22 protein-coding genes and 1 pseudogene are annotated in these 23993 nt (G+C 46.0%); 11 read left to right on the forward strand and 12 right to left on the reverse strand.

Annotated elements, in window-relative coordinates; all coding sequences use genetic code 11:
• Positions 1 to 16: 16 nt before the first annotated feature.
• Entirely contained in the window at positions 17 to 1402 is a 1386-nt protein-coding gene (locus E8Q33_RS11560) for an MFS transporter (RefSeq protein WP_136554882.1), read from the reverse strand.
• A 50-nt stretch (positions 1403 to 1452) separates the two neighbouring features.
• Between E8Q33_RS11560 and uvrA the strand changes: the two genes are divergently transcribed.
• Positions 1453 to 4272 (forward strand): excinuclease ABC subunit UvrA, encoded by a 2820-nt coding sequence (gene uvrA / locus E8Q33_RS11565; RefSeq protein WP_136554884.1) that lies wholly within the window; start codon positions 1453 to 1455, stop codon positions 4270 to 4272.
• The gene (locus E8Q33_RS11570; protein WP_136554886.1) at positions 4269 to 4892 is read left to right on the forward strand and encodes an inorganic triphosphatase; all 624 of its coding nucleotides are present in this window, start codon (positions 4269 to 4271) and stop codon (positions 4890 to 4892) included. Before uvrA ends, E8Q33_RS11570 begins: the two co-directional genes overlap by 4 nt.
• Before the next feature lie 6 nt (positions 4893 to 4898).
• Here the strand turns inward: E8Q33_RS11570 and E8Q33_RS11575 are convergent, their stop codons facing one another.
• The 3 genes from E8Q33_RS11575 to gshB are packed head-to-tail and all read right to left on the reverse strand — an operon-like array spanning position 4899 to position 7949.
• Entirely contained in the window at positions 4899 to 5957 is a 1059-nt protein-coding gene (locus E8Q33_RS11575; protein WP_136554888.1) for an energy transducer TonB, read from the reverse strand.
• 4 nt (positions 5958 to 5961) lie between these two features.
• A complete protein-coding gene (locus E8Q33_RS11580; protein ID WP_136554890.1) occupies positions 5962 to 7008 on the reverse strand; it encodes an FAD:protein FMN transferase in 1047 nt (348 codons plus the stop codon).
• Complete coding sequence (gene gshB, locus E8Q33_RS11585; protein WP_136554892.1) at positions 7005 to 7949, reverse strand: glutathione synthase; 945 nt, start codon at positions 7947 to 7949, stop codon at positions 7005 to 7007. The genes E8Q33_RS11580 and gshB overlap by 4 nt, the downstream gene beginning before the upstream one ends.
• A gap of 179 nt (positions 7950 to 8128) precedes the next feature.
• Here gshB and glyQ point away from each other — a divergent pair, with 179 nt between their 5' ends.
• Genes glyQ through E8Q33_RS11610 form a run of 6 tightly spaced genes read left to right on the forward strand, consistent with a single transcriptional unit; the run spans position 8129 to position 14512 of the window.
• Positions 8129 to 9064, forward strand: a complete 936-nt coding sequence (gene glyQ / locus E8Q33_RS11590) for a glycine--tRNA ligase subunit alpha (protein WP_069295477.1) — start codon at positions 8129 to 8131, stop codon at positions 9062 to 9064.
• Positions 9061 to 11139: a glycine--tRNA ligase subunit beta gene (gene glyS, locus E8Q33_RS11595; RefSeq protein WP_136554894.1), complete on the forward strand. Its 2079-nt coding sequence runs from the start codon at positions 9061 to 9063 to the stop codon at positions 11137 to 11139. Before glyQ ends, glyS begins: the two co-directional genes overlap by 4 nt.
• A 9-nt stretch (positions 11140 to 11148) precedes the next feature.
• A complete protein-coding gene (locus E8Q33_RS16800) occupies positions 11149 to 11433 on the forward strand; it encodes an HAD-IIIA family hydrolase (protein WP_371413295.1) in 285 nt (94 codons plus the stop codon).
• Positions 11387 to 11689 carry an HAD hydrolase-like protein gene (locus tag E8Q33_RS16805; protein WP_371413296.1) on the forward strand — a complete coding sequence of 101 codons (303 nt, stop codon included), beginning with the start codon at positions 11387 to 11389 and terminating at the stop codon, positions 11687 to 11689. The genes E8Q33_RS16800 and E8Q33_RS16805 overlap by 47 nt, the downstream gene beginning before the upstream one ends.
• On the forward strand, positions 11689 to 12444 hold the full coding sequence (locus E8Q33_RS11605; protein WP_136554896.1) for a 1-acyl-sn-glycerol-3-phosphate acyltransferase: 756 nt from the start codon (positions 11689 to 11691) through the stop codon (positions 12442 to 12444). The genes E8Q33_RS16805 and E8Q33_RS11605 overlap by 1 nt, the downstream gene beginning before the upstream one ends.
• The gene (locus E8Q33_RS11610) at positions 12431 to 14512 is read left to right on the forward strand and encodes an EAL domain-containing protein (protein WP_136554898.1); all 2082 of its coding nucleotides are present in this window, start codon (positions 12431 to 12433) and stop codon (positions 14510 to 14512) included. Before E8Q33_RS11605 ends, E8Q33_RS11610 begins: the two co-directional genes overlap by 14 nt.
• Positions 14513 to 14574: 62 nt before the next feature.
• On the opposite strand, the gene htpX is transcribed toward E8Q33_RS11610, so the two are convergent.
• The 5 genes from htpX to E8Q33_RS11635 are packed head-to-tail and all read right to left on the reverse strand — an operon-like array spanning position 14575 to position 19479.
• On the reverse strand, positions 14575 to 15456 hold the full coding sequence (gene htpX, locus E8Q33_RS11615; protein ID WP_136554900.1) for a protease HtpX: 882 nt from the start codon (positions 15454 to 15456) through the stop codon (positions 14575 to 14577).
• Between the two features lie 54 nt (positions 15457 to 15510).
• Positions 15511 to 16626, reverse strand: a complete 1116-nt coding sequence (locus E8Q33_RS11620) for an ATP-grasp domain-containing protein (RefSeq protein ID WP_136554902.1) — start codon at positions 16624 to 16626, stop codon at positions 15511 to 15513.
• Between the two features lie 19 nt (positions 16627 to 16645).
• Complete coding sequence (locus tag E8Q33_RS11625; RefSeq protein WP_069295483.1) at positions 16646 to 17551, reverse strand: NAD(P)-dependent methylenetetrahydromethanopterin dehydrogenase; 906 nt, start codon at positions 17549 to 17551, stop codon at positions 16646 to 16648.
• 12 nt (positions 17552 to 17563) lie between these two features.
• Complete coding sequence (locus E8Q33_RS11630) at positions 17564 to 18604, reverse strand: beta-ribofuranosylaminobenzene 5'-phosphate synthase family protein (protein WP_136554904.1); 1041 nt, start codon at positions 18602 to 18604, stop codon at positions 17564 to 17566.
• An 8-nt stretch (positions 18605 to 18612) separates the two neighbouring features.
• A complete protein-coding gene (locus tag E8Q33_RS11635) occupies positions 18613 to 19479 on the reverse strand; it encodes an NAD(P)-dependent methylenetetrahydromethanopterin dehydrogenase (protein WP_245652050.1) in 867 nt (288 codons plus the stop codon).
• 214 nt (positions 19480 to 19693) lie between these two features.
• Here E8Q33_RS11635 and E8Q33_RS11640 point away from each other — a divergent pair, with 214 nt between their 5' ends.
• Positions 19694 to 20053, forward strand: a complete 360-nt coding sequence (locus E8Q33_RS11640; protein WP_069295486.1) for a hypothetical protein — start codon at positions 19694 to 19696, stop codon at positions 20051 to 20053.
• A gap of 62 nt (positions 20054 to 20115) precedes the next feature.
• Here the strand turns inward: E8Q33_RS11640 and E8Q33_RS11645 are convergent, their stop codons facing one another.
• Genes E8Q33_RS11645 through E8Q33_RS16160 form a run of 3 tightly spaced genes read right to left on the reverse strand, consistent with a single transcriptional unit; the run spans position 20116 to position 21865 of the window.
• Positions 20116 to 20910: a quinoprotein dehydrogenase-associated SoxYZ-like carrier gene (locus E8Q33_RS11645; protein ID WP_247870071.1), complete on the reverse strand. Its 795-nt coding sequence runs from the start codon at positions 20908 to 20910 to the stop codon at positions 20116 to 20118.
• 23 nt (positions 20911 to 20933) lie between these two features.
• Positions 20934 to 21710 (reverse strand): quinoprotein relay system zinc metallohydrolase 2, encoded by a 777-nt coding sequence (locus E8Q33_RS11650; protein WP_371413297.1) that lies wholly within the window; start codon positions 21708 to 21710, stop codon positions 20934 to 20936.
• Positions 21671 to 21865, reverse strand: a complete 195-nt coding sequence (locus tag E8Q33_RS16160; protein WP_247870072.1) for a hypothetical protein — start codon at positions 21863 to 21865, stop codon at positions 21671 to 21673. Before E8Q33_RS16160 ends, E8Q33_RS11650 begins: the two co-directional genes overlap by 40 nt.
• A gap of 91 nt (positions 21866 to 21956) precedes the next feature.
• On the opposite strand from E8Q33_RS16160, the gene gltX reads away from it, so the two are divergent.
• Together gltX and E8Q33_RS11660 are read left to right on the forward strand one after the other, a co-directional pair.
• Positions 21957 to 23360: a glutamate--tRNA ligase gene (gene gltX, locus E8Q33_RS11655; RefSeq protein ID WP_136554907.1), complete on the forward strand. Its 1404-nt coding sequence runs from the start codon at positions 21957 to 21959 to the stop codon at positions 23358 to 23360.
• Positions 23361 to 23565: 205 nt separating this feature from the next.
• Positions 23566 to 23993, forward strand: a pseudogene (locus E8Q33_RS11660) (PQQ-binding-like beta-propeller repeat protein); the annotation flags it as partial.

Here is a 23993-nt window from a genome sequence, read left to right on the forward strand (position 1 = left end):
CAAATTGTTGTTCATTTTACGCATAAATCAGACACGCTTCGAGCTCTTCTAAATCGACATCATCGGCGAGATATTTAACGTAGGCAATACGTTCATCCAACACAATCACAATCTCGGCCACACCTTTGATGGCATTCAGCCGTTCAACAAACTCATCTGCTGTTTCTGCCGTCACTTCGTTTAACGGAATAATCCGACTACTGTAATGTTTTGGCGCTTGCATGGGTAGCATCAGCAGCAACCACAAAGAACTGATGATTCCGGCAGACCAGAAGATCCAGCTGATATCGCCAAAACTATAGATTATTCCGCCTAAAATACCGCCAAGAAAGGCTCCAATAAATTGGGCGCTGGAATAAATGCCCATCGCCGTGCCTTTGTTTTTAATCGGACTCAACTTAGACATCATCGAAGGCAGACTGGCTTCAAGAATATTAAATGCGGTAAAAAATAACCATAAGCAAATCATCAGCATGGCTAATGAGCTTGGCAATAACGCCCAACCAATTTGAGCAACAGCCAGGACAGCAATTGCCCCGATAAACACCATTTTCATTTTGCGCTGTTTTTCTGCGATCAGAATAAACGGCACCATGCTGATAAATGCCAGTAATAAAACGGGTAAATAGGTTAAAGCTAAATCGGCTTTAGCCACACCGGCAAAATCCTGTAAAGCGATGGGCAAAGCAAAAAAACTCAAGGTAAGTAATAAATGCAGTATCAGAATGCTGACAACCAGTCGCATAATTGAAGTATTGGCTAATACCTCACCAATTTGCGCGCGGGCTGGTTTCATATCCTGATGTTGCTTGTGTTTAAACGGAGTGGGCACCCACCACCGAAGCACAATCATGCCAAAAATGGCCATCAGCGCAGTGGCCCAGAAAATACCATCCAGACCAATCCAACTTTCTAAAGCTGCGCCGCCGGCTAATGCCACCGAAAATGATAAACCGATACTGATACCAATTGCGGCCATGGCTTTGGTGCGATGTTGATCGCGAGTCAGATCCGCCGTTAAGGCCATTACCACCGCAGCAATCGCGCCACTGCCTTGTAACAGGCGACCTAATATGACGGTATAAATGGAATCGGCCATAGCAGCCAGCAAACTGCCTAATGCGAACAGAATCAAACCTATATAAATGACCTTTTTACGACCAATTCGATCAGAGAGCATGCCAAAAGGAATTTGCAACAAGGCTTGAGTTAATCCATAGGCACCAATCGCGAGACCTATTAATAATGGTGTGCTGTGTGAATATTGTTGGGCGGAGAGTGAAAATACCGGCAGAATCATAAACAACCCAAGCATTCGCAGGGCGAATATGAGTGATAAACCGGAAATAGTGCGTTTCTCCAGCGCACTGAGTGCGTCAGATGTGGCTTGCTTTTGCGTCATGATAGGGTGACAGAGTATATTGATCCGTTCGATTTTACTACGGAACAGGCATGAAAAGTATCAGTATTCGCGGCGCCCGTACTCACAACCTGAAAAACATTGATCTGGACCTGCCCAGAGATGCGCTTATTGTGATTACCGGCTTGTCTGGATCAGGCAAATCGTCACTGGCTTTTGACACTTTGTATGCGGAAGGTCAGCGGCGTTATGTTGAATCTCTGTCAGCTTACGCCAGACAGTTTTTATCGATGATGGAAAAACCGGATGTCGATCATATCGAGGGGCTTTCACCTGCTATTTCCATAGAGCAGAAATCGACTTCGCATAATCCACGTTCCACCGTCGGCACGATTACTGAAATCTATGATTACCTGAGGTTATTGTTGGCTCGCGCCGGTGAGCCACGTTGCCCGAACCATCATTTGCCGTTGGAAGCACAAACCGTCAGCCAGATGGTTGATACCGTGTTAGCCATGCCCGAAGGCAAGCGCTTAATGCTCTTGGCACCAGTGATTCAAGACCGTAAAGGCGAGCATCTGTCAGTGTTTGAGGGGCTGCGAGCTCAAGGCTTTGTTCGTGCCCGAGTCAACGGAGAAGTGGTTGAACTGGATGATCCGCCGGAGCTGGAATTACGCAAAAAACACACGATAGAAGCCGTAGTTGACCGCTTTAAAGTGCGTGAAGATCTTCAACAACGACTGGCAGAATCATTTGAAACGGCTCTGAAATTAGCCGATGGTGTGGCCAAAGTGGTGTCGATGGATGATGATACCGACCAAACTCTGTTTTCTGCACGGTTTGCCTGTTCCGAATGTGGTTATTCGATTGCAGAGCTTGAACCACGGATGTTTTCGTTTAATAACCCCGCCGGGGCTTGCCCAACTTGTGATGGTCTGGGCATTAAACAGTTTGTCGATCCCTCACGCGTCGTTGCTCATCCGGAGCTGAGTTTGGCCGCTGGTGCGATTCGCGGTTGGGATCGTCGCAATGCTTATTATTACCAAATGATTCTGTCATTAGCAGATCACTTTCAATTCAATATTGATGCGGCATTTGACTCATTGCCTGAGAATGTCCGCCAAGTGATTCTGTATGGCAGTGGTCGCACTGAAATTGATTTCAGCTATATCAGTGATCGTGGCAAACGAGTCAGCCGTAAACATGCATTTGAAGGGATAATTCCTAACCTGCAACGCCGATACCACGAGACTGAATCTGGCAGCGTTCGTGATGAACTAGCCAAGTTTCATTCAATTCGAGCATGTCCCGATTGCCATGGCACACGTTTAACCGAATCTGCACGTAATGTGTTTATTAATGAAACCAATTTGCCCGAAATTACTGCGATGCCAATTGGTGAAGCCACCCGCTTTTTCCAGCAATTAGAATTGCCTGGTAAGCGTGGAGAAATCGCCAGCAAGATTGTCAGCGAGATCAGTGCCCGTTTGAGTTTTCTGGTCAATGTCGGATTGGATTATCTTTCGCTGGCGCGTAGTGCCGATACCTTATCAGGTGGTGAAGCCCAGCGTATTCGTCTGGCCAGTCAGATCGGTGCCGGTCTGGTCGGTGTTATGTATATCCTCGATGAACCGTCAATTGGTCTGCATCAACGTGATAATGATCGGTTGCTGGCGACGCTGACTCGACTACGTGATCTGGGGAATACGGTAATCGTAGTTGAGCATGATGAAGATGCGATCCGCAGTGCCGATTATGTGCTGGATATCGGGCCGGGGGCCGGGGTACATGGCGGTGAGATTGTGGCACGTGGTACACCACAAGACATTATGGATAGTGAGCATTCGCTCACCGGCCAATACCTGTCAGGTCGTCGTAAGATCGAAATACCAGCCAAACGCGAAGCTGCTCACGCCGGCAAGTCAATTGGCTTGCGTGGTGCCTGCGGCAATAACCTTAAACAGGTCGATGTGGATATTCCAATTGGTTTAATGACCTGTGTCACCGGCGTATCAGGTTCTGGTAAATCTACGCTGATTAATGAAACCTTGCTCAAGTTGACCTCCAAAACGCTGAATGGCGCTTCGGAGGAGCCGGCTCCGCATACAGAAATTCTTGGATTAGATCAGTTAGATAAAGTTGTGGCGATTAACCAAAGCCCGATTGGCCGGACACCGCGATCCAATCCGGCGACTTATACCGGTTTATTTACCCCGATCCGAGAATTATTTGCCGGTACTCAGGAAGCACGAGCACGCGGCTATGGGCCAGGACGTTTCAGTTTTAATGTCAAAGGCGGTCGCTGTGAAGCCTGTCAGGGTGATGGCCTGATTAAAGTGGAAATGCACTTTTTGCCCGATATTTATGTGCCTTGTGATGTGTGTAAAGGCCAGCGCTATAACCGTGAAACGTTGGATATTCGCTATAAAGGCAAAACCATTACCGAAGTGCTGGATATGACCATCGAAGATGCCAATGTGTTTTTCGAAAATATTCCGGTGGTAGCGAAAAAACTGCAAACACTGATTGATGTTGGCTTGACCTATATCAAGCTGGGACAAAACGCTACAACACTATCTGGCGGTGAAGCACAGCGGGTTAAATTGGCCAAAGAACTGTCAAAACGCGATACCGGTAAAACGCTGTACATTCTGGATGAACCAACCACGGGTCTGCATTTTTACGATATCGAGCAACTGCTGAAAGTGCTTCACCATCTGCGGGATCGTGGCAATACCATTGTGGTGATTGAACATAATCTGGATGTGGTGAAAACCGCTGATTGGGTGATTGATATGGGACCTGAAGGTGGTGCTGGTGGTGGTGAAATCATTGCCGTGGGGACGCCCGAACAGATTGCCGAACATCCACGTTCGCATACCGGACATTATTTAAAGCCGTTACTGAAATGAGTCTTGAACAGGAAATGAAACTCGCCGTGAATGGCGATAGCAAACTCAACCTTGCTGATTTGGATTGGTTGCAAGCGATGACCCATGAGCAGAAACAGTTGCAGTTGCGTACCGAATATTTTGATACGCCACAATTGAAACTGAAACAACAGGGCATTGCCTTACGGATGCGGCAAATTGATGACCAGTGGCTGCAAACAGTAAAAACCAGCGGCAAAGTTCAGGATGGCCTGCATCAGCGTGAAGAATGGGAGCATCCCATTATGAATGGCGAGTTTGATCTACCATTGTTACGTCAGACACCATTGGCACCTATCGTTGATGACAGTGGCAGCTGGAAGCAGTTACAACGTTTGTTCTTCACCGAATTTAAGCGTGACATTCGTTTGCTGGAAGCCTCTGATGATACCTTGATTGAACTGGCCTACGATTTTGGCGAAGCCGGTTCGGGCGACCGTCGTGCGATGATTCATGAGATTGAACTCGAATTACGTCACGGTTCACTTGAGGTGCTGCAGCAAGTGGCAGAACGATTGAAAACAGAATTGAACTTGGCCTATAACAATCGCAGTAAGGCCGAAATCGGTTATCAGTTATATCAGCAAAACCAAGCGAGTTAGCTTCATTTAACGGGCTGACATACCCCTAGCACTTTCAAATTTCCAGGTACGGATAATGGTCAGCATATCGCTGCCTTGAAGCACATCTTCGGGGATAGCAGCATAGGGTGCGCCTAAACGCACAATGCGAACTGCGGCGTCATCCAACACTTTATGCCCGGATGAGCGTGACACAACAATGCCATCCGGCGGCACGCTGCCATCCGGTTTAATATCAACGGACAGCATCAAACTACCATTAATGCCTTGATCCTTGGCTTCCTGTGGATAATTCATATTGCCGATCCGTTCGACTTTCATTTCCCAGGCCCGCATATACGCTGCAGCGGAATATTCCTTAGTCGCTGCTGAAATACGACGCTTTTTCGGGGTTTCACTTAGCGACTTACTGTTGTTCTCCATGGCGCTTTGTAAGGAACCAATTTCATTGCGCGCCCGGGCAATAAGCTCTGAACCCGATAACTTGGGTGTTTCCATCTCGATGGTTTCGATCGCATCAACAACAGACTCGGTAACGATTTCCGTTGTTTCAACTTTACGCTCGGCGTTTTCGGTAGTGACTTTTTTGCTGGCAGTTTCAGGCTCTGGCTTAGGTTCAAGAGGTTCTGCAGGTGTCTCAACCACGGGTGGTTCCGGCGCTGCTTCAACCACGACAGGCTCAGTTACGGCTGGCACATCTTCAACTATGGGTGTTTCATCCAGAACCGGTTCAGGGGCAACAGTTTCAACCGGCACAGGAACCAGTTCAGTGATTGGAGCAGGTAATGGATCAGTTGATGCCGGTGGTTCTTCGGCAATCGGTACAGCCATGTCTGGTGTAGGTTCTGGCGATTTTTCTTGAGTTTCACCGCCACCTTCATTGGTGACTTGCGCCAGATAACTGGGTTCTTCCGGAGCTTGTTCGGTTTGCTGTTTGACCAAGGTGATATCCAGCTGATTGACCGGCGCATTGGTCGGCGGAGAGGTCACATTAAAGCTGACGGCAAGCACCACGATCGCATGCAAAATTACTGAGCCAATAATGGTCAGAATAAAGCGATCAGTGGCGCTTGAGGTGCGAATCATTTAATTACTCTTGCGGAATGTCGCGGATAATAGGTTCACGATCATGTCCGGTTAGTCTGACACGTTGCTGCATCGCAGGACTCATTTCAACTTCGCCATCTGCTGTGACCAACATCACCATATTCAAACCCATTTCAGCAGCAACTGTGGGCCAGTCTCTTCCCGCCACAAAAATCGCGGTAGCAGCAGCATCTGCCAACGAAGCATTCTCATGAATCACGGTGGAAGACATCGCTTGATCGGCAGGATAGCCAGTGCGTGGATCCAGAATATGTGGGTAACGTTTGCCTTCATAAATAAAAAATCGTTCGTAATCACCAGAGCTGAAAACACTTTCATCATCGCTGACTGCAACGGAAGCCAGAACTCTGTCATGTCGAGGGTGGCGAATACCAATAATCCAAGGCCGCTCACCATGTTTACCGATAGCGCGTAAATCGCCACCTATGTTAACTACAGCATGTTGAATGCCCTGTTGTTGCAATATGGCGATTGCATTATCAACAGCATAGCCTTTGGCAAAGCCGCCAAAGCCGAGGCGAACATTGGTGTTGTTACTGGTTAACAGACCATTTTCGATCTGAATATCTTCCATAGTCGGGCTATCAGCAAGCCAGGCATCAATGTCATCCTGGGCTGGCGGTGGACGCGACTCAAACCAGTTATCCTGCTCATAGCCCCATAGTTTGAACAGATTTCCGGCAGCTGGATTAAACAATTGACCACTCTCACGGGCCAAAGTCTGTGCCAGTAAAATAACTGAGGCGACTTTGTCATCGACTTCAATTGGTTCGCCAGCAGCGATGGCATCATTGATTTTTGTCAACACACTGGGTTGCCATGCATGCCACAGATCATTTACATCGGAAAAGGACTGTTCCAACGCATCAATGGTTTTGGCTGCGGCCTCCTGATCAACACCATAAAGACTGACGTCAATTTCAGTGCCAAATGCATAAAACTTGGCTTGTAACGCCCGATCGCTGTCACCGCAAGCAGTTAACAAAGTTAGACCAATAACCAATAAAAGGCTGTGTAAAACAGTCTTCATAAATGCGCCTCAATACAATTCATTAAATCCCCGGCAATATTCAGATTGAATTGCCGATCCAATTCGCGGATACAGGTCGGACTGGTGACATTGATCTCGGTAAGATAATCACCAATCACATCCAAACCAACAAATAACAAACCTTTCTCACGTAATTTCGGGCCGACCTGTTGGCAGATCCAGCGATCTCTCTCGGTTAATTCGCGACCTTCGCCGCGACCACCTGCTGCCAGGTTTCCGCGAGTTTCACCTGCAGCAGGAATCCGTGCCAGAGCATAGGGCACCGGTTCGCCGTTAATCAGTAAAATGCGTTTATCACCATCTTTGATAGCCGGTAAATATTGCTGCACCATCACCGATTTTTTGCCTTGATCGGTTAAGGTTTCGACGATCACTGAAAAATTGGGGTCGCCCTGACTGACCTTGAAAATCGATGCGCCACCCATGCCATCCAGAGGTTTGATAATAATATCGCCGTACTGTTCCTGAAACTCCCGCATCAGCTCTTTCTTGCGGGTCACCATGGTCGGCGGGCAGCATTGAGGAAACCAGGCAGTGAATAATTTTTCGTTGGCATCACGCAGACTTTGCGGATGGTTCACTACCAATACACCTTCAGATTGCGCCTGTTCCAGCAGGTAAGTGCTGTAGATATATTCCATATCAAATGGTGGATCTTTGCGCATCAAAATCGCATCAAGCTCGCTGAGCCTGCGTGTTTTGGCTTCGCCTAACTGATACCAATTATTGGCATCTTCGGTGACATGCAGATCTCGCATACTGGCCATGACTTTTCCCTGACTCAGATACAAATCCTGCTGTTCCATATATTGGATAGTCCAGCCTTTGGCCTGAGCGGCCAAAAGCATCGCAAAACTGCTGTCTTTTTTGATATTGATGGCCGAAATGGGGTCCATCACGATGCCGATTAGTCGCGACATGATTCTGCTCTTTAACGTTTCAAGGGTCGCTGCATTGTACCGTATCTGTTTCTTCACGGTGGCAGTCACAAAATACCATTACCAGCAAAGGCTTCAATGATTGCTGAGTTGTCTCTACAAGCCCTGGTGTTATTCGCTATAATCAGTGCATTTTTAGTCATGCGAAGACAATTTTCTCAATGAGTGATTCTGCGGCAACTGTGGCGGCCACGCCAAAAACCTTTCAAGAGCTGATTCTGCGCTTGCAACAATACTGGGCGGAGCAAGGCTGTGTGTTATTGCAACCCTATGATATGGAAGTGGGAGCAGGTACTTTCCACCCGGCAACGTTTTTACGGGCGATAGGCCCGGAGCCATGGAGTGCGGCTTATGTCCAGCCTTCCCGTCGACCGACTGATGGTCGTTATGGTGATAACCCCAATCGATTGCAGCACTATTATCAGTTTCAGGTGTTGATCAAACCATCACCGTTGAATATTCAGGAACTGTATCTTGGCTCATTACGCATGCTGGGAATCGATACCGCAATTCATGATATTCGTTTTGTTGAAGATAACTGGGAATCACCGACTTTAGGTGCCTGGGGACTGGGCTGGGAAGTCTGGCTCAATGGCATGGAGGTGACACAGTTCACCTACTTCCAGCAGGTTGGTGGGCTTGAATGTAAGCCCGTAAGCGGTGAAATCACTTATGGTCTGGAACGTATCGCCATGTATCTGCAAGGTGTTGCCAGTGTTTACGATCTGGTCTGGGCCGATGGGCCATTAGGCAAAGTCACTTACGGCGATGTGTTTCATCAGAACGAAGTCGAAATGTCGACCTATAACTTTGAACATGCCAATACCGAACATCTGTTTCAGCAGTTCGATAATTGTGAAAAAGAGAGTGAACGAATGATTGCAGCGGGCTTGCCATTACCTGCTTATGAAATGGTGTTGAAAGCATCACATACCTTTAACCTGCTGGATGCGCGTAAAGCAATTTCGGTGACTGAAAGACAGCGCTTTATTCTGCGGGTCAGAACATTGGCCAGAGCTGTCGCTCAGGCTTATTACGACCGCCGTGAATCGCTCGGCTTCCCGATGTTAGCTAACCAGGAAGAGGTGCAGTCATGAGCGATGTACGTGATTTCCTGTTGGAGCTAGGTACGGAAGAGTTACCACCAAAAGCTTTGTCGACTTTGAGTGATGCTTTACTTAAAGGGATTGAAAAAGGATTAACTGAGGCAGAACTCACTTTCTCAACTTCCAAAGCCTATGCTAGTCCCCGCCGTTTAGCGGTAGTGATTACCGGACTGCAGACTCACCAGGCCGATCGCAATATCGAAAAGCGTGGCCCTGCTGTTACTGCTGGATTCGATGAAGATGGCAATCCAACCAAAGCGTTGCAGGGGTTTGCCCGCTCCTGCGGTGTGGAAGTTGATGCATTGGAAACACTGCAAACTGATAAAGGTGCCTGGTTAGTCTATCGCGAACAACAAGCTGGCCAAGCTGCCACTGAGTTAATGCCAGAAATTGTCAAGCAGGCACTGGCGGCATTGCCGATTCCCAAGCGCATGCGCTGGGGCAGTTTGTCTGAAGAATTTGTAAGGCCGGTGCATTGGCTGGTGTTGATGCTGGGTGATGAGATTATTCCGGCCAGCCTGCTGGGTGTGCAATCTAATCAACTAAGTTATGGACATCGTTTTCATCATCCCCAGGCGATTCGAATCAGCAGTCCACAGACCTATGCGCCGCAATTGCTCAGCGAAGGCCATGTGATGGTCGATTTTGCAGAGCGTCGTGAAGCTATTCGTGGGCAGGTAAGTGAATTGGCCAGCCAACTGGGTGGACAAGCCATTATTGATGACGAATTGCTGGATGAAGTTGCTGGACTGGTGGAATGGCCAGTTGCCTTGTCGGGTGAGTTTGAAAAACGGTTTCTCGAACTGCCATCGCAAGCTTTGATCTCATCTATGCAGGGACATCAAAAATATTTCCCGGTAGAAGATGCCAATGGCAAGTTACTGCCTTATTTTATTACCGTTTGTAATATTGAAAGTCGTGATCCAGCGCAGGTTATTGCCGGTAATGAACGAGTCATTCTGCCTCGCTTAAGTGATGCAGCATTTTTCTGGGATACCGATAGAAAACGCCCACTGGCAGATCGTCAGGAACAACTCAAAACCATCGTGTTCCAGAATCAATTGGGCACGGTCTATGACAAATCCCAGCGTGTTGCCAAGTTGGCTGGTTTTATTGCAGGTAAAATTGGTGCTGATATAGCACTGGCCGAACGTGCCTCGATGTTGGCTAAATGTGATTTGGTTACCGAAATGGTCGGTGAATTCCCGGAACTGCAAGGCATTATGGGCAGTTTTTATGCCCGTCTGGATGGTGAGCAGGAAGAACTTGCCTTGGCAATGGATGAGCAATATTTACCTCGTTTTGCTGGAGACATTTTACCGCAGGGTAAAACCGGTCAAGCACTGAGTCTAGCCGAGAAAATCGATACCTTATGCGGTTTGTTTGGTATCGGCCAGCCACCATCAGGTGCCAAGGATCCATTTGCTCTTCGTCGAGCTGCGTTGGGTGTGCTGAGAATAATTATTGAAAATAATCTGGATCTGGATCTTGCTGAGTTGTTACAGCAATCGGTCGGAAACTTTGATACACAACTGACCGAAACAGATGTTGTCGCTCCGGTAATGCAATATCTGTTTGACCGTTTACGTGGTTATGCGGCCGATGCCGGTCATCATGGTGATGTATTTGAGGCTGTTTTGGCGTTACAACCTACCCGACCATTGGATTTCATGCAGCGCATGCAGGCTGTATCAGCTTTCCGTCAGATGGAGCAGGCTGAAGCACTGGCGGCAGGTAATAAGCGTATCGATAATATTCTGCGTAAAAATGGCGCTTATGAAGCGGATCACCAGTTAAATCCCGCGTTACTTGAAGAAACAGCTGAACAACAACTCGCAGAAACTTTAAAACGTGTATCCGCAGATGTTGAACCGTTGATGCAGCAAGCCGACTACACCGGAGTATTACGCAGACTAGCCGATATGCGCGAAAGTATTGATGCGTTTTTTGACGAAGTGATGGTTATGGCAGAAGATGAAGCCATTCGTCATAATCGTCTGGCGTTATTAAATCAGACTCGGGCGTTGTTCCTGGGTGTGGCGGATATTTCCCGATTACAAAATTAGGATGCGTATATGTCGCTGATAATTCTCGATCGTGATGGTGTGATAAACCATGATTCTGATGATTTTATTAAATCGCCGGCAGAATGGGAGCCTATCGAGGGCAGTCTGGAAGCCATTGCGAGGCTGAATTATGCTGGATATCGGGTGGTGATCATTACTAACCAGTCTGGCATTGCCAGAGGTTTGCTGGATGTCGAAACCCTCAACCGTATCCACAGCAAAATGCGACGCATGCTGGCGCAAGTCGGTGGACGCATCGAGGCCATTTTTTTTCTGCCCGCATGGCCCGGATGATAATTGCGATTGCCGTAAACCTAAGGATGCAGCATTTAAAGAACTAGCGCATCGCTTGCGGGTAAAGCTAGATCATGTTCCTGCGGTAGGTGATTCGTTACGTGATATTCAGGCTGCACAATCGGCTGGTGCCAAACCAATACTGGTGCGTACTGGTAAAGGCGAAAAAACCTTTAAGAAAGGTATCCCGAAAGGCGTGCCGGTGTATGACAATCTGGCTGCTGTAGCCGATGCATTATTGGAAGCCGCGATTTGATGCAGACTTTCCGTTCTTTTATTTTCATGATTGTCTACGCTCTGACGGCCATTCTATTTTCGGTCATTGGAGTACTGATCTGGCCAATATTGCCATTCAAACAACGATACTGGGTAGTCAGCCGCTGGGCGGTAATGAATATCTGGCTGCTGAAAGTGATTTGTGGTTTGAGACTAGAAGTTGAAGGACGAGAAAATATTCCGACTGAACCGTGTGTGATTTTATGCAAACATCAATCTGCCTGGGAAACCTTAGCGTTACAGGCAGTGTTTCCAGCTCAGGTCTGGGTCTTGAAACGCGAATTATTGTGGATCCCGTTTTTTGGTTGGGGACTCGCATCATTAAGGCCTATTGCCATTGATCGTAATGCCGGTCGACAAGCCTTGAATCAGGTGATTGAGCAAGGGAAAGAAAGGTTACAATCAGGTGCGATGGTGGTGGTATTTCCTGAAGGAACTCGTCTGCCACCCGGTACTATGGGACGCTTTGGTATCGGTGGTGCTCGATTGGCTGTGGATGCAGCTGTACCGGTCGTGCCAGTAGCGCATAATGCGGGTAGTTTTTGGGCAAAAAGAGGCTTCCTGAAACGACCGGGTGTGATCAAAATGGTAATTGGCGCTAAGATTAACACTCAGGATTTATCGGCAAATGCCGTTAACCAGCAAGCGTATGACTGGATGACACTATCCATGACCCAATTGGAAGGGAAAACACCGGTGCAATTTAATAAAGGTGAGCAGCGTGGCGAGAGCTGAAGGCATTTTACGGTTATTAATTGTTGATGATTCGCTGACGGAAGCTGATGCTGTTATCAATACCCTGCGCAGTGCCGGTCATGCTGTCAGAGCTGGACGAGAGGATGATTTTGATGCCGTCGAAAAGTGTCTGGCCAAACAAAGCTGGGATCTGCTTATTTGCCGCGATCATTTACCAGCATTGGCGCCCATCGAAATTGTTAACTTAATCAAACACCTCGGCAAGGATTTACCTTGTGTTGTCATTACTGACGATAAAAATGCCGAAAAAGAACTGTTTCGCAGTGGCGTACAAGATGTCATTTTAAAAGGCGATGTGGAACGACTGAAGTTTGTCGCCGAGCGTGAACTGGATAATTTATTTATGCGCCGTTTAGGGCGTCGTAATGAACGGGCGCTGCGTGAGAGCGAAAAACGTTCACGAGCGTTACTGGAAAGCTCACGTGATGCGGTGGCGTATATGCATGAAGGTATGCATATCTACGTCAATCGCGCTTATCTCAATTTGTTTGGTTATCAAGATCAGGAAGATGTTGATGGCTTGCCGATTCTGGATTTGATTGATAGTGAAGATCATGCCAAGTTCAAAATGGTGTTTCGCCAATTTACCGAACAAGCCGATGCCAAACCAGCCACTGTAACTGTTCAATGCTTGAAAAGCGGTGGCTATGCTTTTGTTGCTGATATCGAATTCAGTCATGCTCAGGTGGAAGGCGAGGATTGTACTCAGGTTGTGGTGCGTGACCGAAACGTCGCTGTCAGTGATGATAATGAACAGTTAAAACGAGTACGCGATTTTGATTCCCTAACAGGTTTATATAGCCGTACGCGCTTTGTGGATGAACTCCAATTTGCGGTTAATCAAGCAGCTGAAAACCAGAGTGATTCGGCTTTGTTGTATATGGTGCTCGATAACTTTCAACAAATAAAAGAAATGGTTGGTCTCGCCACCAGTGACTCTGTCATTAAAAGTGTTGGCGAGCTGCTATTGAACATGGCAGAAGAAGGGGAAAAGTTAGGCCGTTATGGCGACCAAATTTTTACCATTGTGATTCCAAGTGTAGAAGAAAGTTATGTTAATGATAGAGCTCAAGCCTATCTGAAAACGATTGATGAGTTTGTTTCTCATGCCAACGGAAAAATCATTGATTTACATTGCAGCATTGGTATTGCACGTATAAGTGAAAATGTCGCTTCCGCCCAGACTGCTTTGGAAAATGCCGATAAGGCTTGTACCCAGGCACAGCATGCTGGCGGTAATCAAGTCGCCAGATTCAAGGAAAAATTATTACAGACAGAGGTTGATGATCTGTCGGTCTGGCAATCAATTTTACAAAATGCCTTAAGCAAAGATTTATTTAGTCTGCATTTTCAGCCAATTGTTGGTTTGCATGGTCCGCAGCAGGAGTTGTATGACGTTTTATTAAGGCTGCAGGACAGTGATAAAACAATACGCGCCGAAGAGTTTATTCAGCACGCCATCAAACTGCAGATGATGACGGAAGTAGATAAATGGGTGATTCGGACAGCGCTAAAAAAACTTTCTGAACATCGAAAAATACATCCTAAAACACGATTTTTTATTAAGCTTTCCGAACAGACGCTGCGTGAAAAAGACTATGTGAACTGGTTATCGGCTACCTTATCCGCGCACAATCTTACTGGGCAGGCGTTGATCTTTGAAATCAGTGAAACGGCCGCTTTAGAGAATCTGGAAGATACTAAAAATACCATTGCCAAGCTTAAGGCCATTGGTTGTGAGTTTGGATTAGAGCATTTTGGATCGGGGATCGATTTCTCGCAAAGTCTGAGCGTTTTGGATGTTGATTATCTGAAAATTAACGGCAATTTTGTCGAAAACATGGCCAATGACACCGAAAATCAGGCAGCGATTAAAGCGATTGTTGAAATGGCAAAACAGGCAGGCAAACGCACGATAGCCGAGTTTGTTTCTGATGCCGTGAGTATGGCTCTGCTGTGGCGGTTAGGAGCTGATTACGCCCAAGGATTTTATATTCATAAACCTTCAGACCAGCTTGATTACAACTTTGAAGAAGAAGATCTCTAACACTGTTCACGAATAAAAAAGCCGGTTATAAACCGCTTTTTTGTGGTCACCTCTATGGTGATCTAGCGACGTCCTGTGCGTAATGCTTCAATACGTTTTTCCAGAGGAGGGTGGGTCATAAACAGTGCGCTGATACCACCGCGTCCACCGGAAATACCCATTGCATGAAGTTGATCTGGTAACGGCTCATCAGAAGTTCCAGCCAGGCGTTGCAATGCAGCGACCATTTTTCCTGAGCCTACCAAGCGGGCTGCGCCGGCATCAGCTCGAAACTCACGTTGGCGACTAAACCACATAACGATAATACTGGCGAGTATACCCAATACTAATTCGGCAATGATTGAGGTGATCCAGAATGCCGGGCCATGACCTCGCTCTGTTTTAAATACCACGCGGTCCACCAAATGACCGATAACACGCGCCAATACAATAACAAAGGTATTCACCACACCTTGAATCAACGCCATCGTCACCATGTCACCATTCGCTACGTGACTGACTTCATGAGCAAGTACCGCCTCAACCTCATCTTGCGTCATTGATTGCATCAAGCCGGAACTGACTGCAACCAAGGCATTATTTCGGTTCATGCCTGTAGCAAAGGCGTTAGGTTGGGGTGAGTTATAAATAGCAACTTCCGGCATGCCAATACCAGCTTGTTGTGCCTGACGCGCCACAGTATCGACCAGCCATTTTTCAGTCTGATTTTTAGGTGCGGTTATCACCTGAGCGCCTGTCAGGCGTTTTGCTGTCCATTTTGAAATTGCCAATGAAATAAATGAACCACTAAAACCAATCACTGCAGCAAAAATCAGCAACGAAGTCATATTCAAACCAGAGCCTTGCTCATCCAGCAGACTGTCAATGCCGAGTAATCGCATCGTCACGCTTAATACCGCTAGCACCGCTATATTGGTGGCGAGATACAACATGATTCGTTTCATTCGAAGTTCCTTAAGAGTAAGTTGTCAGTAATATGGGTAGTGCGTAGTGTGTTTTCAAGCTGAGACCGATAAATTTTCAATCAATTTGTTTGCAAATGCATGACCATCAAAATGATCGGGATCCGCATTGTTATGCTCTAACAGTAAACTGCAAAGGATATCGCCTGCTTCAATAATACTGCCTGCTGCCGACAGATCGAAACAATAATCTGGCCAATCAAATTCTGCCGGTATCGTTATTTTGTGTGGCGCGAAACAGAACCATAAGAGTCGTTTTCTGCTGGCAAGTTCAATAGGTATTTCAGGTAAATGACTGGCGGAGCTCAATAGCTGCCAACGGATAAGCGGTGAATCTTTAGCTAGTAACTGGCAGGATGCAGTAGGACGAGGATTAATTTCCAGCAGGAAAATTTCTCCTGCGGCATCCACCATAAAATCCAATGACATTAAACCTGATAAGCCGAGATGCTTGGTAAGCTTTTGTAATGCGTCCTGGATAATGTGTTGCTGTTGCTCATTAAGCAGCAAGCCATTACCAATGGCTTGTAAGCTGAAATCAGCTATAGCTGGATTTACCGGAAATTGTCGGTTGAAAAGTAATACTCGAAAATCGTTTCCATTTGCCAGAAACAATACCGAAGCACTGATGCCTTCTATTTGTTGCTGAAAATAAACATCGCTGTTTTGAGTGGCAGAGTCTGCAGCGATTATGTGGCTTCCACCCCATGCACCGACGGACTTCGCTAACCATTTTCCTTCGAACAATTGACCTTTGGTAAATCGAGTTGATGGATGCGGCAATCCTAAATTTTCAAGCAGACCTATCCATTTTGTCGGAGTTGAAAGCTGTTCAATACTGTTTAGAGATGAACCGATATAGCTGATATGAGGAGGCAGCTCTGCTAGCAGAGGATAGAAACTTTCGATACCTGTACCGAAGATTAGGCAGCAAGGCTGATCGTCACTTAAGCGAATGATCACCTGTAACCATTTATGAAGATTTGCTTTATTTGGAGGAGGCAGTTTGAGATATCGATCAGCAACATTGAGTGTATCAACATCACCAAAACAATCAGCAACACGGACTTGATAGCCTTCTCGTGCTGCTGATTGCGCCAGCATTCGTCCACTTTGAGCGACGACTAACAGGAGCTTGGGACGTTCAAGCATGTCCGGCTCCTAATCGGGGTTAAACCAGTTTACGCGCACCTTCAAAGGCATTACGGAAATCCAGATAGACCGGTTTATCGCTCTCTAATGTTTCTTTGAGCAAGGCTTGTTGCAGTTTGTATTTCACATTACCTACAGCCAGTGCACCGATACCTACTGATTTAGGACATTGTGGTGCAAATTTCAGTGGTTCACCATTATGCATCAGCTCAACGCCTTCGATACCTAATGGTGCAACAGCGTTTACATCACCAGCCACTTTTAATTGTTTTGCATCTTCAAGTACTGATGCATTCAATACTTGAACACCCGCTTTAGCAGTACAGAAAACCACATCGGCATCGCTTAACAAACGCGCTTTATCGGCATCAGAGGCCGCAGTTGTGGCTCGTAAATTTACACCATAACGTTTACGCGCTTCGTCAGAGAATTGCAGCGCAGTATCTAAGGAAAAGTGATCGACAATTGTTGTGTGCGCTCCTTGCAGGGCGGCAATAACGGCGGTTGCTAAGCCAACAGGGCCTGTACCACCAAACACTACGGCTTTACAACCTTTGTAATCTTGGTTGAAATGCTTTTTAAGTTCACGTTCAACACAGGCTACCAACGCTGCTGCAGTGGTAAATGCACCACTTGGATCAGCAAATACTGGGATTTCAAAAGGAGGAACCATAGCTGATTTGGCTGCGTCAAGCATATCCATCGCCAGGCCGATATCTCTGCCACCGATAAAAAGACCAGTTTTTTTCACGCCAGCAGGTCCGCGAGAGAAAATAGCATCTTGCGTTAACCCCGCCACTTCATTTAACTCAACATTGTTGTACGGCATGATGAGGTCGTAACCGGCATCCAGTGCCATGTTGATATCAAAAGGACTGTTTTGCTTCATTGGGTTGAGCATATGAATGATGGAACGCTTGGACATATTAATCCCTCACTATGTTATTAAAATGTTTGGTCTGGCTGTCGATTGTAATGCTAGCACCTTGATTAACGCCAGCGGCACTGAGCAATTCGATATTTTGTAACTGTGGATCTGAATCCATCTTGCTACGTAGTTCAGCGATAAGTTGATCTGCTTGGTCTTGACTGTTGGTAAATACACAGCAGGTGGGCCCCATGAACTTTGAGCCATGCCGTTAAATCCTAATGATTTTGCATGCTCTAAGAGCATTGCTATTGGTTTGCTGGTGTATTGACCTCCTTGGGCTGGGGCAAAATGTTGACCGATCAATGTTTGAATTTCACTGACCGCGCTACCGAACAAGTCGATATCCTGCTCGATTAACGCCGGTAATAATTGCATCAGGGTCAAGTGACAAATGCGTTGACTGTGTTGCAAAGGAAATTCTGGCAGGGTTTGAAAGGCTTGGATCTCAGTTTGCCCGTGGATACCTTGATGGTTTTTATCCATCAGCATCACCAATCGCCATTGAGATGGGAATGCTTGTTGAAATAAACGCACTGGCGTTGGTGAGTGCGGTCCTAATCCGGCATCAACCACAAACCCGCCTGTATCAAATGTGCTAATTCCGATACCTGAACGTTTGCCACGATCCAAAGCTTGCGCAATGGTTGGGGTCGGAATATCGAGTTGATGGTAGTTTGCCAACAGCTGTCCAATAACCAGAGCAAGCTGGGTACCGGAGCCAAGTCCAGCATGTTCTGGAATCAATGAATGCACATTGACTTTGGTTCGACGCAAATCTTCAGGGATATTTTTTCCCAAGGTGAGATAAAACTGATTGATCAGTTTGGTGATTTTGTTCTTGGTAGATTCTGGAACCGAGATATCAGACTGTTGCAGTCCATCAAGATCAGCAATGCTGAGTTTGGTATGGTGACTGTTAACTGCCAACCCGATACTGCCAAAATGGCGGCCTAAGCCGCCATTCAGATCCAGAAAACCAAGGTGGAGTCTTGCCGGACCCTGTACAAAAATCGTTTGATGTTGGACAGGTAAAACCGGTTGCTGCATTGTTGTCACTATGCGTTATCAATCTTGCATGCGATATCGTAGATAGTGGTTTCGTCCAAGAACAAATCATTAGTGTCGAATAAAGAAGCGACAGCGCCACGGTGGACTTTCATTTTGAAATTACCAATTGCAATGGCACCGTAAAAGCGAACGCCTTGTTTTTCCGTTCCGTTATCCATTACTTCAATGCCTTCTACACCTAATGGTGGAACAGCATTGACGTCAGCAATAACTTCAAGGGTTTTGCTGGAAGTCCAGGTTGATTCAGGAACAATACAAACACCAGCTGGGCCGGCAGCAATTGCTACATGAGCATCTTTAAGTAACGCTTCAACAGCTTCATCACTTCGGGTTTCGCCAGGTATGACATCTACGCCGTAGGCTTTTTTCATGTGTTCTACGGTGGCTTTGCTGCGTGCCATGCTTCGGCAGGTCAATACAACTTTTGCTGCACCTTCTTTCAATAAATATAAAGCAGTGCGTTGACCTACAGGACCTGCGCCCATGATCACTACATTTTTGCCGGTAATGTCATAGTCGGTCATAACCTTGCGAGCAATGGCTGCTGCTGTAGTGTTAGAACCATTTGGATCGAGCATTACAGAAACACGTACCGGGCCAAAGAAGGCTTTTTTAACGGCTTCGCCTACTAATTCACTCGCCGCAACATTCGAACCACCGATGAAAATTGCGCTATTTTTAAGGTTTTTTCCACCACGTGTAAAGATCATGCCGTGAACATGGGCAGTGACATTGTCACGGGTCGCTCCACCATGGGCGATGATGTTATCGACACCGGAATCGTAGGCAACAGCTTGGTCAAATGTGCTCGCTACAAGATCAGTATCGAGGTGAAGCAGTAATTTTTTCATCATGTTCTCCGGCATTAAGCATGGCGTGATGTGTTATAGGTTGACACTTGATTTTACCCTATGTTTTTTGTGTGAGGAAATTAAACTGCTCCAGCGACTCGCTTAGAAAGATTGATTGGCGGTCTGTTATAGTGGCAATATCCTGCTTTTAAGTAGGAACTTATCTTTTTGATTGCCAGTCACACCAGCACCATATAATAAAACCTAGGAGTAGAGAATGAAGAAAGCCAGTCTGACAGTTCTTTTGGCCAGTATGTCAATGTTATCTGCTACAGCGTTCGCTGATGGCGTCGCTGATTTCAGCACAGTGAATAAAGTTCAATATGTGAATGATTGTATGCAAGCCAATACCAAGTTAAACCTGTATGAAGGTGTTCATAAATGTTCATGCGTGATTGATCTACTAGATGACGCTTTTACTCAGACTGAATTTGAAGATATCAGTACAGCCTATATGTATCGTAATCTTCCCGCAGATCGGGGCGCTCAGTTCCGTGATCACAAAGAATTACGTAGTGAGATAAAAAAATACGAAGAAGTTTCTGCCGCCGCCTATAAAACTTGCCGTATTCAATAACATCACTTCATTAGATTAAAAAAAGCCGTTTAAACGGCCTTTTTTTTTGTGTCTCTGAAAGTTTAAATCTGCTTATCCAGGCTATATGTCATTTCTTTACTGTCACTAACAACTGCTTTTAATACACCATGTTTTTGTGGGGTAAAGTTAAAACGTACGCTTGGATCTTCACTGATAGAAATTCCGGCTTCTAAGGTAATCAAGTTTTCACCAGCAAATTCAATCACCATTTCTTTGACATAGTGTGGCGGGATATAGCCACGAGTTTTTTGATCAAATTGTAAGCCACTGTTGTTAGGGTGGCTTACAACCACTTGGGCTTGAGTTGTTTCGCCGATATTAGCCTCACGCATACGAATCTGCATTTTGCCAAGCCGAGCCATCGCCGCTTCCATATCTTTACCGGCTGGTGCACTACAGCCACCAGAAGCTTTTACAAAACGTGAAACCATATGCAGAGAACCATCATTCATTTCTGCAATGGCTCGCATATCGGTGTATTGATCAATTCGCACACGAGTGGCGATATCTACTTCGCCAAGTGCTGGAGACAAGTGGAAATTGGCTGAATACGGCATCGGGTTTTTATCGATGATGATATGAATGTTTTTAATATATCTATCAGCCGTTTGTGGTTGCAGCGATTTTACGCTTATAGGAACAATCGCAGCATCTTCGGCTCTGGTGGGCGCTTCCAGCACCAACAAGTCATCTGCATTATCACGTATTTCACGATCACCAAAATAGGTTTGTTTAAGTCCCGCCCATAAATCTTGTTCTGCTGTGGTTGCATGTGCTGTAAAACTAAAACTGATCAGCATGGCGAGCATGCTGGTAAAAATTGAAAAGCGCCCCATGATTTTCTCTCCCCTCGTTATTATTATTCCCACTCCAATTCAACGAATGCAGCGGTGACATTTCGACGATGATAATCTTCAAAAAGTTTCCATTTTTCAGCTTCTTGCTTGCCTACTGAGGCAATGGCTTCTTCGATGGTTCCCATATCATTAATGATGAATCGTATCTCTTCTCGAATCGTTGTCAAATAGTTCAATAAATTTTGCCAGCCAACTGATTCTTCACGCGCAAAAGCTGTTCCATGCCCAGGAATGATCATTGCTGCATTTAGTTGTATCAATTTATCAAGCGCATCAATCCAACCATTAATACTGCCATCCAGTGCCGGAACACGTTCAACAAACAGTAGATCCCCGGTCCATAAAGTACTGGTTTTGACATCATAAACTGTTAAGTCATGATCAGTGTGTGCCGTGGTATAGGCGGTTAAGATAATGGGTCGGTTACCCAAATCCAAGCGTAAAGGAGCATCCGTGGTAACGAGAATATCGGCTTCGATAAACTCTGCTCCTTGATAGGCACTGCCTAAAATTTCTGAAAACTGTTTGGCGTAATGTTGTTGTCGACTGATCATGGCAGCCGGCGATTTTTCATGCCCGATAAATTTAGGCTTATCGTTTTTGAATGCTGCATTACCTAATATGTGGTCAGGATGAACATGTGTATTGATGACGTAGCAGATTGGCAGCTCGGTTTTTGCACGAATAGCGGCATGTAATAATTCACCTTCTCGAAAACTACCCCCACTATCAATTACTGCTACACATTCATCGCCAATAATGAATCCAACGTTAGCGATTGCCCCAAATTTTCACTATCAGCTTCCTGATGAACACCCTGATGATAATAAACGCCCTCAGAAACCTGTTGTATCACATAGCTCTCTAATGCATCAGCCGAAGCCCTGGCTGACCAAGGAATCAATATGAATAATAATAAAATCAACAAAGGCATGCGGATGACTCTCTAAATGACGTCGCGTGAACTGATACAATAGCGCACTTTATCGCAATCTATCTATATCGCTAGCAGAGAACTTTTGACTATGACAATTCGCACGCGTTTTGCACCCAGCCCAACCGGATACTTACATGTGGGGGGCGCTCGTACCGCTCTTTTTTCCTGGTTATATGCCAGAAAACATGGAGGCCGTTTTGTTTTAAGGATTGAAGACACTGATCTGGAACGTTCGTCAGCAGAATCCGTTAATGCCATTCTCGAAGGCATGACATGGATGGGCTTGGATTATGACGAAGGCCCGTTTTATCAAACGCAGCGTTTTGACCGTTACAAAGAGATTATTCAGCAGTTAATGGATCAGGGCGACGCTTATTATTGTTATTGCAGTAAAGATGAATTGGAAGCGATGCGTGAAGAGCAGCGGGCGAATAAGCAAAAACCGCGTTATAACGGCAAATGTCGTCATCTATCCACCCCGCGTGAAGGTGTAGAGCCGGTTATCCGCTTTAAAAACCCAACAGTTGGTCAAGTGGTGGTGGAAGATGCGATTCGTGGCAATGTTATTTTTGAAAACAGTGAACTGGACGATTTGATTATTGCTCGTCCAGATGGAACGCCTACCTACAATCTCACCGTGGTTGTAGATGATTTGGATATGCAGATGACCCACGTGATTCGTGGTGATGATCATTTGAATAATTCACCTCGTCAAATCAACATTTTTAAGGCATTAGGTGCGAAACCACCGGTTTTTGCTCATGTGCCGATGATCTTAGGCGATGATGGTGCACGGCTTTCCAAACGCCATGGTGCGGTCAGTGTGATGAGCTATCGTGATGCGGGATATCTTCCCGAGGCGTTACTGAATTATCTGGTTAGATTAGGCTGGTCTCATGGCGATCAAGAGATCTTTTCACTGGCAGAGATGACACAGTTATTTGATATTCAAGACGTGAATAAAGCGGCATCAAGCTTTAATACTGAGAAATTACTCTGGTTGAATCAGCACTACATTAAAACCAGCGCTCCCGAATATGTTGCTCAGCATTTGAGTTGGCATATGGGCGAGTTAGGCATCGACCCTGCAGAAGGTCCAGCTCTAGTGGATGTAGTGGTATTGTTACAGGAACGTGCAAAAACGCTCAAAGAGATGGCGGAATCCAGTGTGTATTTTTATCGTGATGTAGACACATACGATGAAAAAGCGGCACAAAAAAACCTTAATGAAACCAGCTTGCCATTGCTTGAAGCTGTACTCAAAGAGTTAACTGATCTCAGTAATTGGCTGGCGGAACTTATCCACGACGTAATCAAAAATTGTGCGGAAAAACATGAGGTTGGTATGGGTAAGGTGGCACAGCCTATCCGTGTTGCTATTACCGGTAATACCATTTCCCCTTCTCTAGATGCCACACTTCAGTTGTATGGACGTGAGCGCGCACTGGCAGCAATTGAGCGATCGATCTCATGGATCAAAGATCATGCCTGATTTTAGCTAAAAAATAAAGTCCTTTATTTACAATCACTTAAGTTGTCGGGAAATTATTCCCGAAAAATAGATGGAAATACTCACAAAAAACTTGAGTAAAGTTCTTGACGAACTCGGGAAGTGGGATTAAGGTTCGTCATACGCATGAGGTTCATCCCGAACAAGTCGTGACGTAAATACTAAAAAGTAAATAGAGGACAACTTTATGAAGCTGAAAACATTATCAATCGCAATGATGGGTTTAGCAGCACCAGGTCTGGTTGCTGCCGATGAACTCATCGAAATGCAAAAAAATGCTAATAACTGGGTGATGCCTGCAGGTGACTATGCAAACACTCGTTATAGCGAACTGACTCAAATTACTAAAGACAATGTCAAAGATTTGAAAATGGCTTGGTCTTTCTCAACTGGTGTTTTACGTGGCCACGAAGGTAATGCTTTGGTCATCGACGGCACTATGTACGTTCATACAGCGTTCCCAAACATCGTTTTTGCTCTTGACTTGGACAACGATGGCGCCATCATCTGGAAATATGAGCCAAAACAAAACTACGATGAAACTGTACCAGTCATGTGCTGCGATACCGTTAACCGTGGTCTGTCTTATGGCGATGGCAAAATCTTCCTGAACCA

This window comes from Methylophaga sp. SB9B (assembly GCF_004832235.1).
Taxonomy (GTDB): Bacteria; Pseudomonadota; Gammaproteobacteria; order Nitrosococcales; family Methylophagaceae; genus Methylophaga; species Methylophaga muralis.

Bases quoted from the DNA above. Each gene is read 5' to 3' on its own strand.
- E8Q33_RS11640 (WP_069295486.1), top strand. From the start codon at position 19,694: ATGAAGAAAGCCAGTCTGACAGTTCTTTTGGCCAGTATGTCAATGTTA.
- E8Q33_RS16800 (WP_371413295.1), top strand. From the start codon at position 11,149: ATGTCGCTGATAATTCTCGATCGTGATGGTGTGATAAACCATGATTCT.
- E8Q33_RS11575 (WP_136554888.1), bottom strand. From the start codon at position 5,957: ATGATTCGCACCTCAAGCGCCACTGATCGCTTTATTCTGACCATTATT.
- glyS (WP_136554894.1), top strand. From the start codon at position 9,061: ATGAGCGATGTACGTGATTTCCTGTTGGAGCTAGGTACGGAAGAGTTA.
- E8Q33_RS11620 (WP_136554902.1), bottom strand. From the start codon at position 16,626: ATGCTTGAACGTCCCAAGCTCCTGTTAGTCGTCGCTCAAAGTGGACGA.
- E8Q33_RS11605 (WP_136554896.1), top strand. From the start codon at position 11,689: ATGCAGACTTTCCGTTCTTTTATTTTCATGATTGTCTACGCTCTGACG.
- E8Q33_RS11635 (WP_245652050.1), bottom strand. From the start codon at position 19,479: ATGATGAAAAAATTACTGCTTCACCTCGATACTGATCTTGTAGCGAGC.
- E8Q33_RS11625 (WP_069295483.1), bottom strand. From the start codon at position 17,551: ATGTCCAAGCGTTCCATCATTCATATGCTCAACCCAATGAAGCAAAAC.
- E8Q33_RS11645 (WP_247870071.1), bottom strand. From the start codon at position 20,910: ATGGGGCGCTTTTCAATTTTTACCAGCATGCTCGCCATGCTGATCAGT.
- gshB (WP_136554892.1), bottom strand. From the start codon at position 7,949: ATGTCGCGACTAATCGGCATCGTGATGGACCCCATTTCGGCCATCAAT.
- E8Q33_RS11570 (WP_136554886.1), top strand. From the start codon at position 4,269: ATGAGTCTTGAACAGGAAATGAAACTCGCCGTGAATGGCGATAGCAAA.
- htpX (WP_136554900.1), bottom strand. From the start codon at position 15,456: ATGAAACGAATCATGTTGTATCTCGCCACCAATATAGCGGTGCTAGCG.
- E8Q33_RS11580 (WP_136554890.1), bottom strand. From the start codon at position 7,008: ATGAAGACTGTTTTACACAGCCTTTTATTGGTTATTGGTCTAACTTTG.
- gltX (WP_136554907.1), top strand. From the start codon at position 21,957: ATGACAATTCGCACGCGTTTTGCACCCAGCCCAACCGGATACTTACAT.
- glyQ (WP_069295477.1), top strand. From the start codon at position 8,129: ATGAGTGATTCTGCGGCAACTGTGGCGGCCACGCCAAAAACCTTTCAA.
- E8Q33_RS11630 (WP_136554904.1), bottom strand. From the start codon at position 18,604: ATGCAGCAACCGGTTTTACCTGTCCAACATCAAACGATTTTTGTACAG.
- E8Q33_RS11560 (WP_136554882.1), bottom strand. From the start codon at position 1,402: ATGACGCAAAAGCAAGCCACATCTGACGCACTCAGTGCGCTGGAGAAA.
- E8Q33_RS16160 (WP_247870072.1), bottom strand. From the start codon at position 21,865: ATGCCTTTGTTGATTTTATTATTATTCATATTGATTCCTTGGTCAGCC.
- uvrA (WP_136554884.1), top strand. From the start codon at position 1,453: ATGAAAAGTATCAGTATTCGCGGCGCCCGTACTCACAACCTGAAAAAC.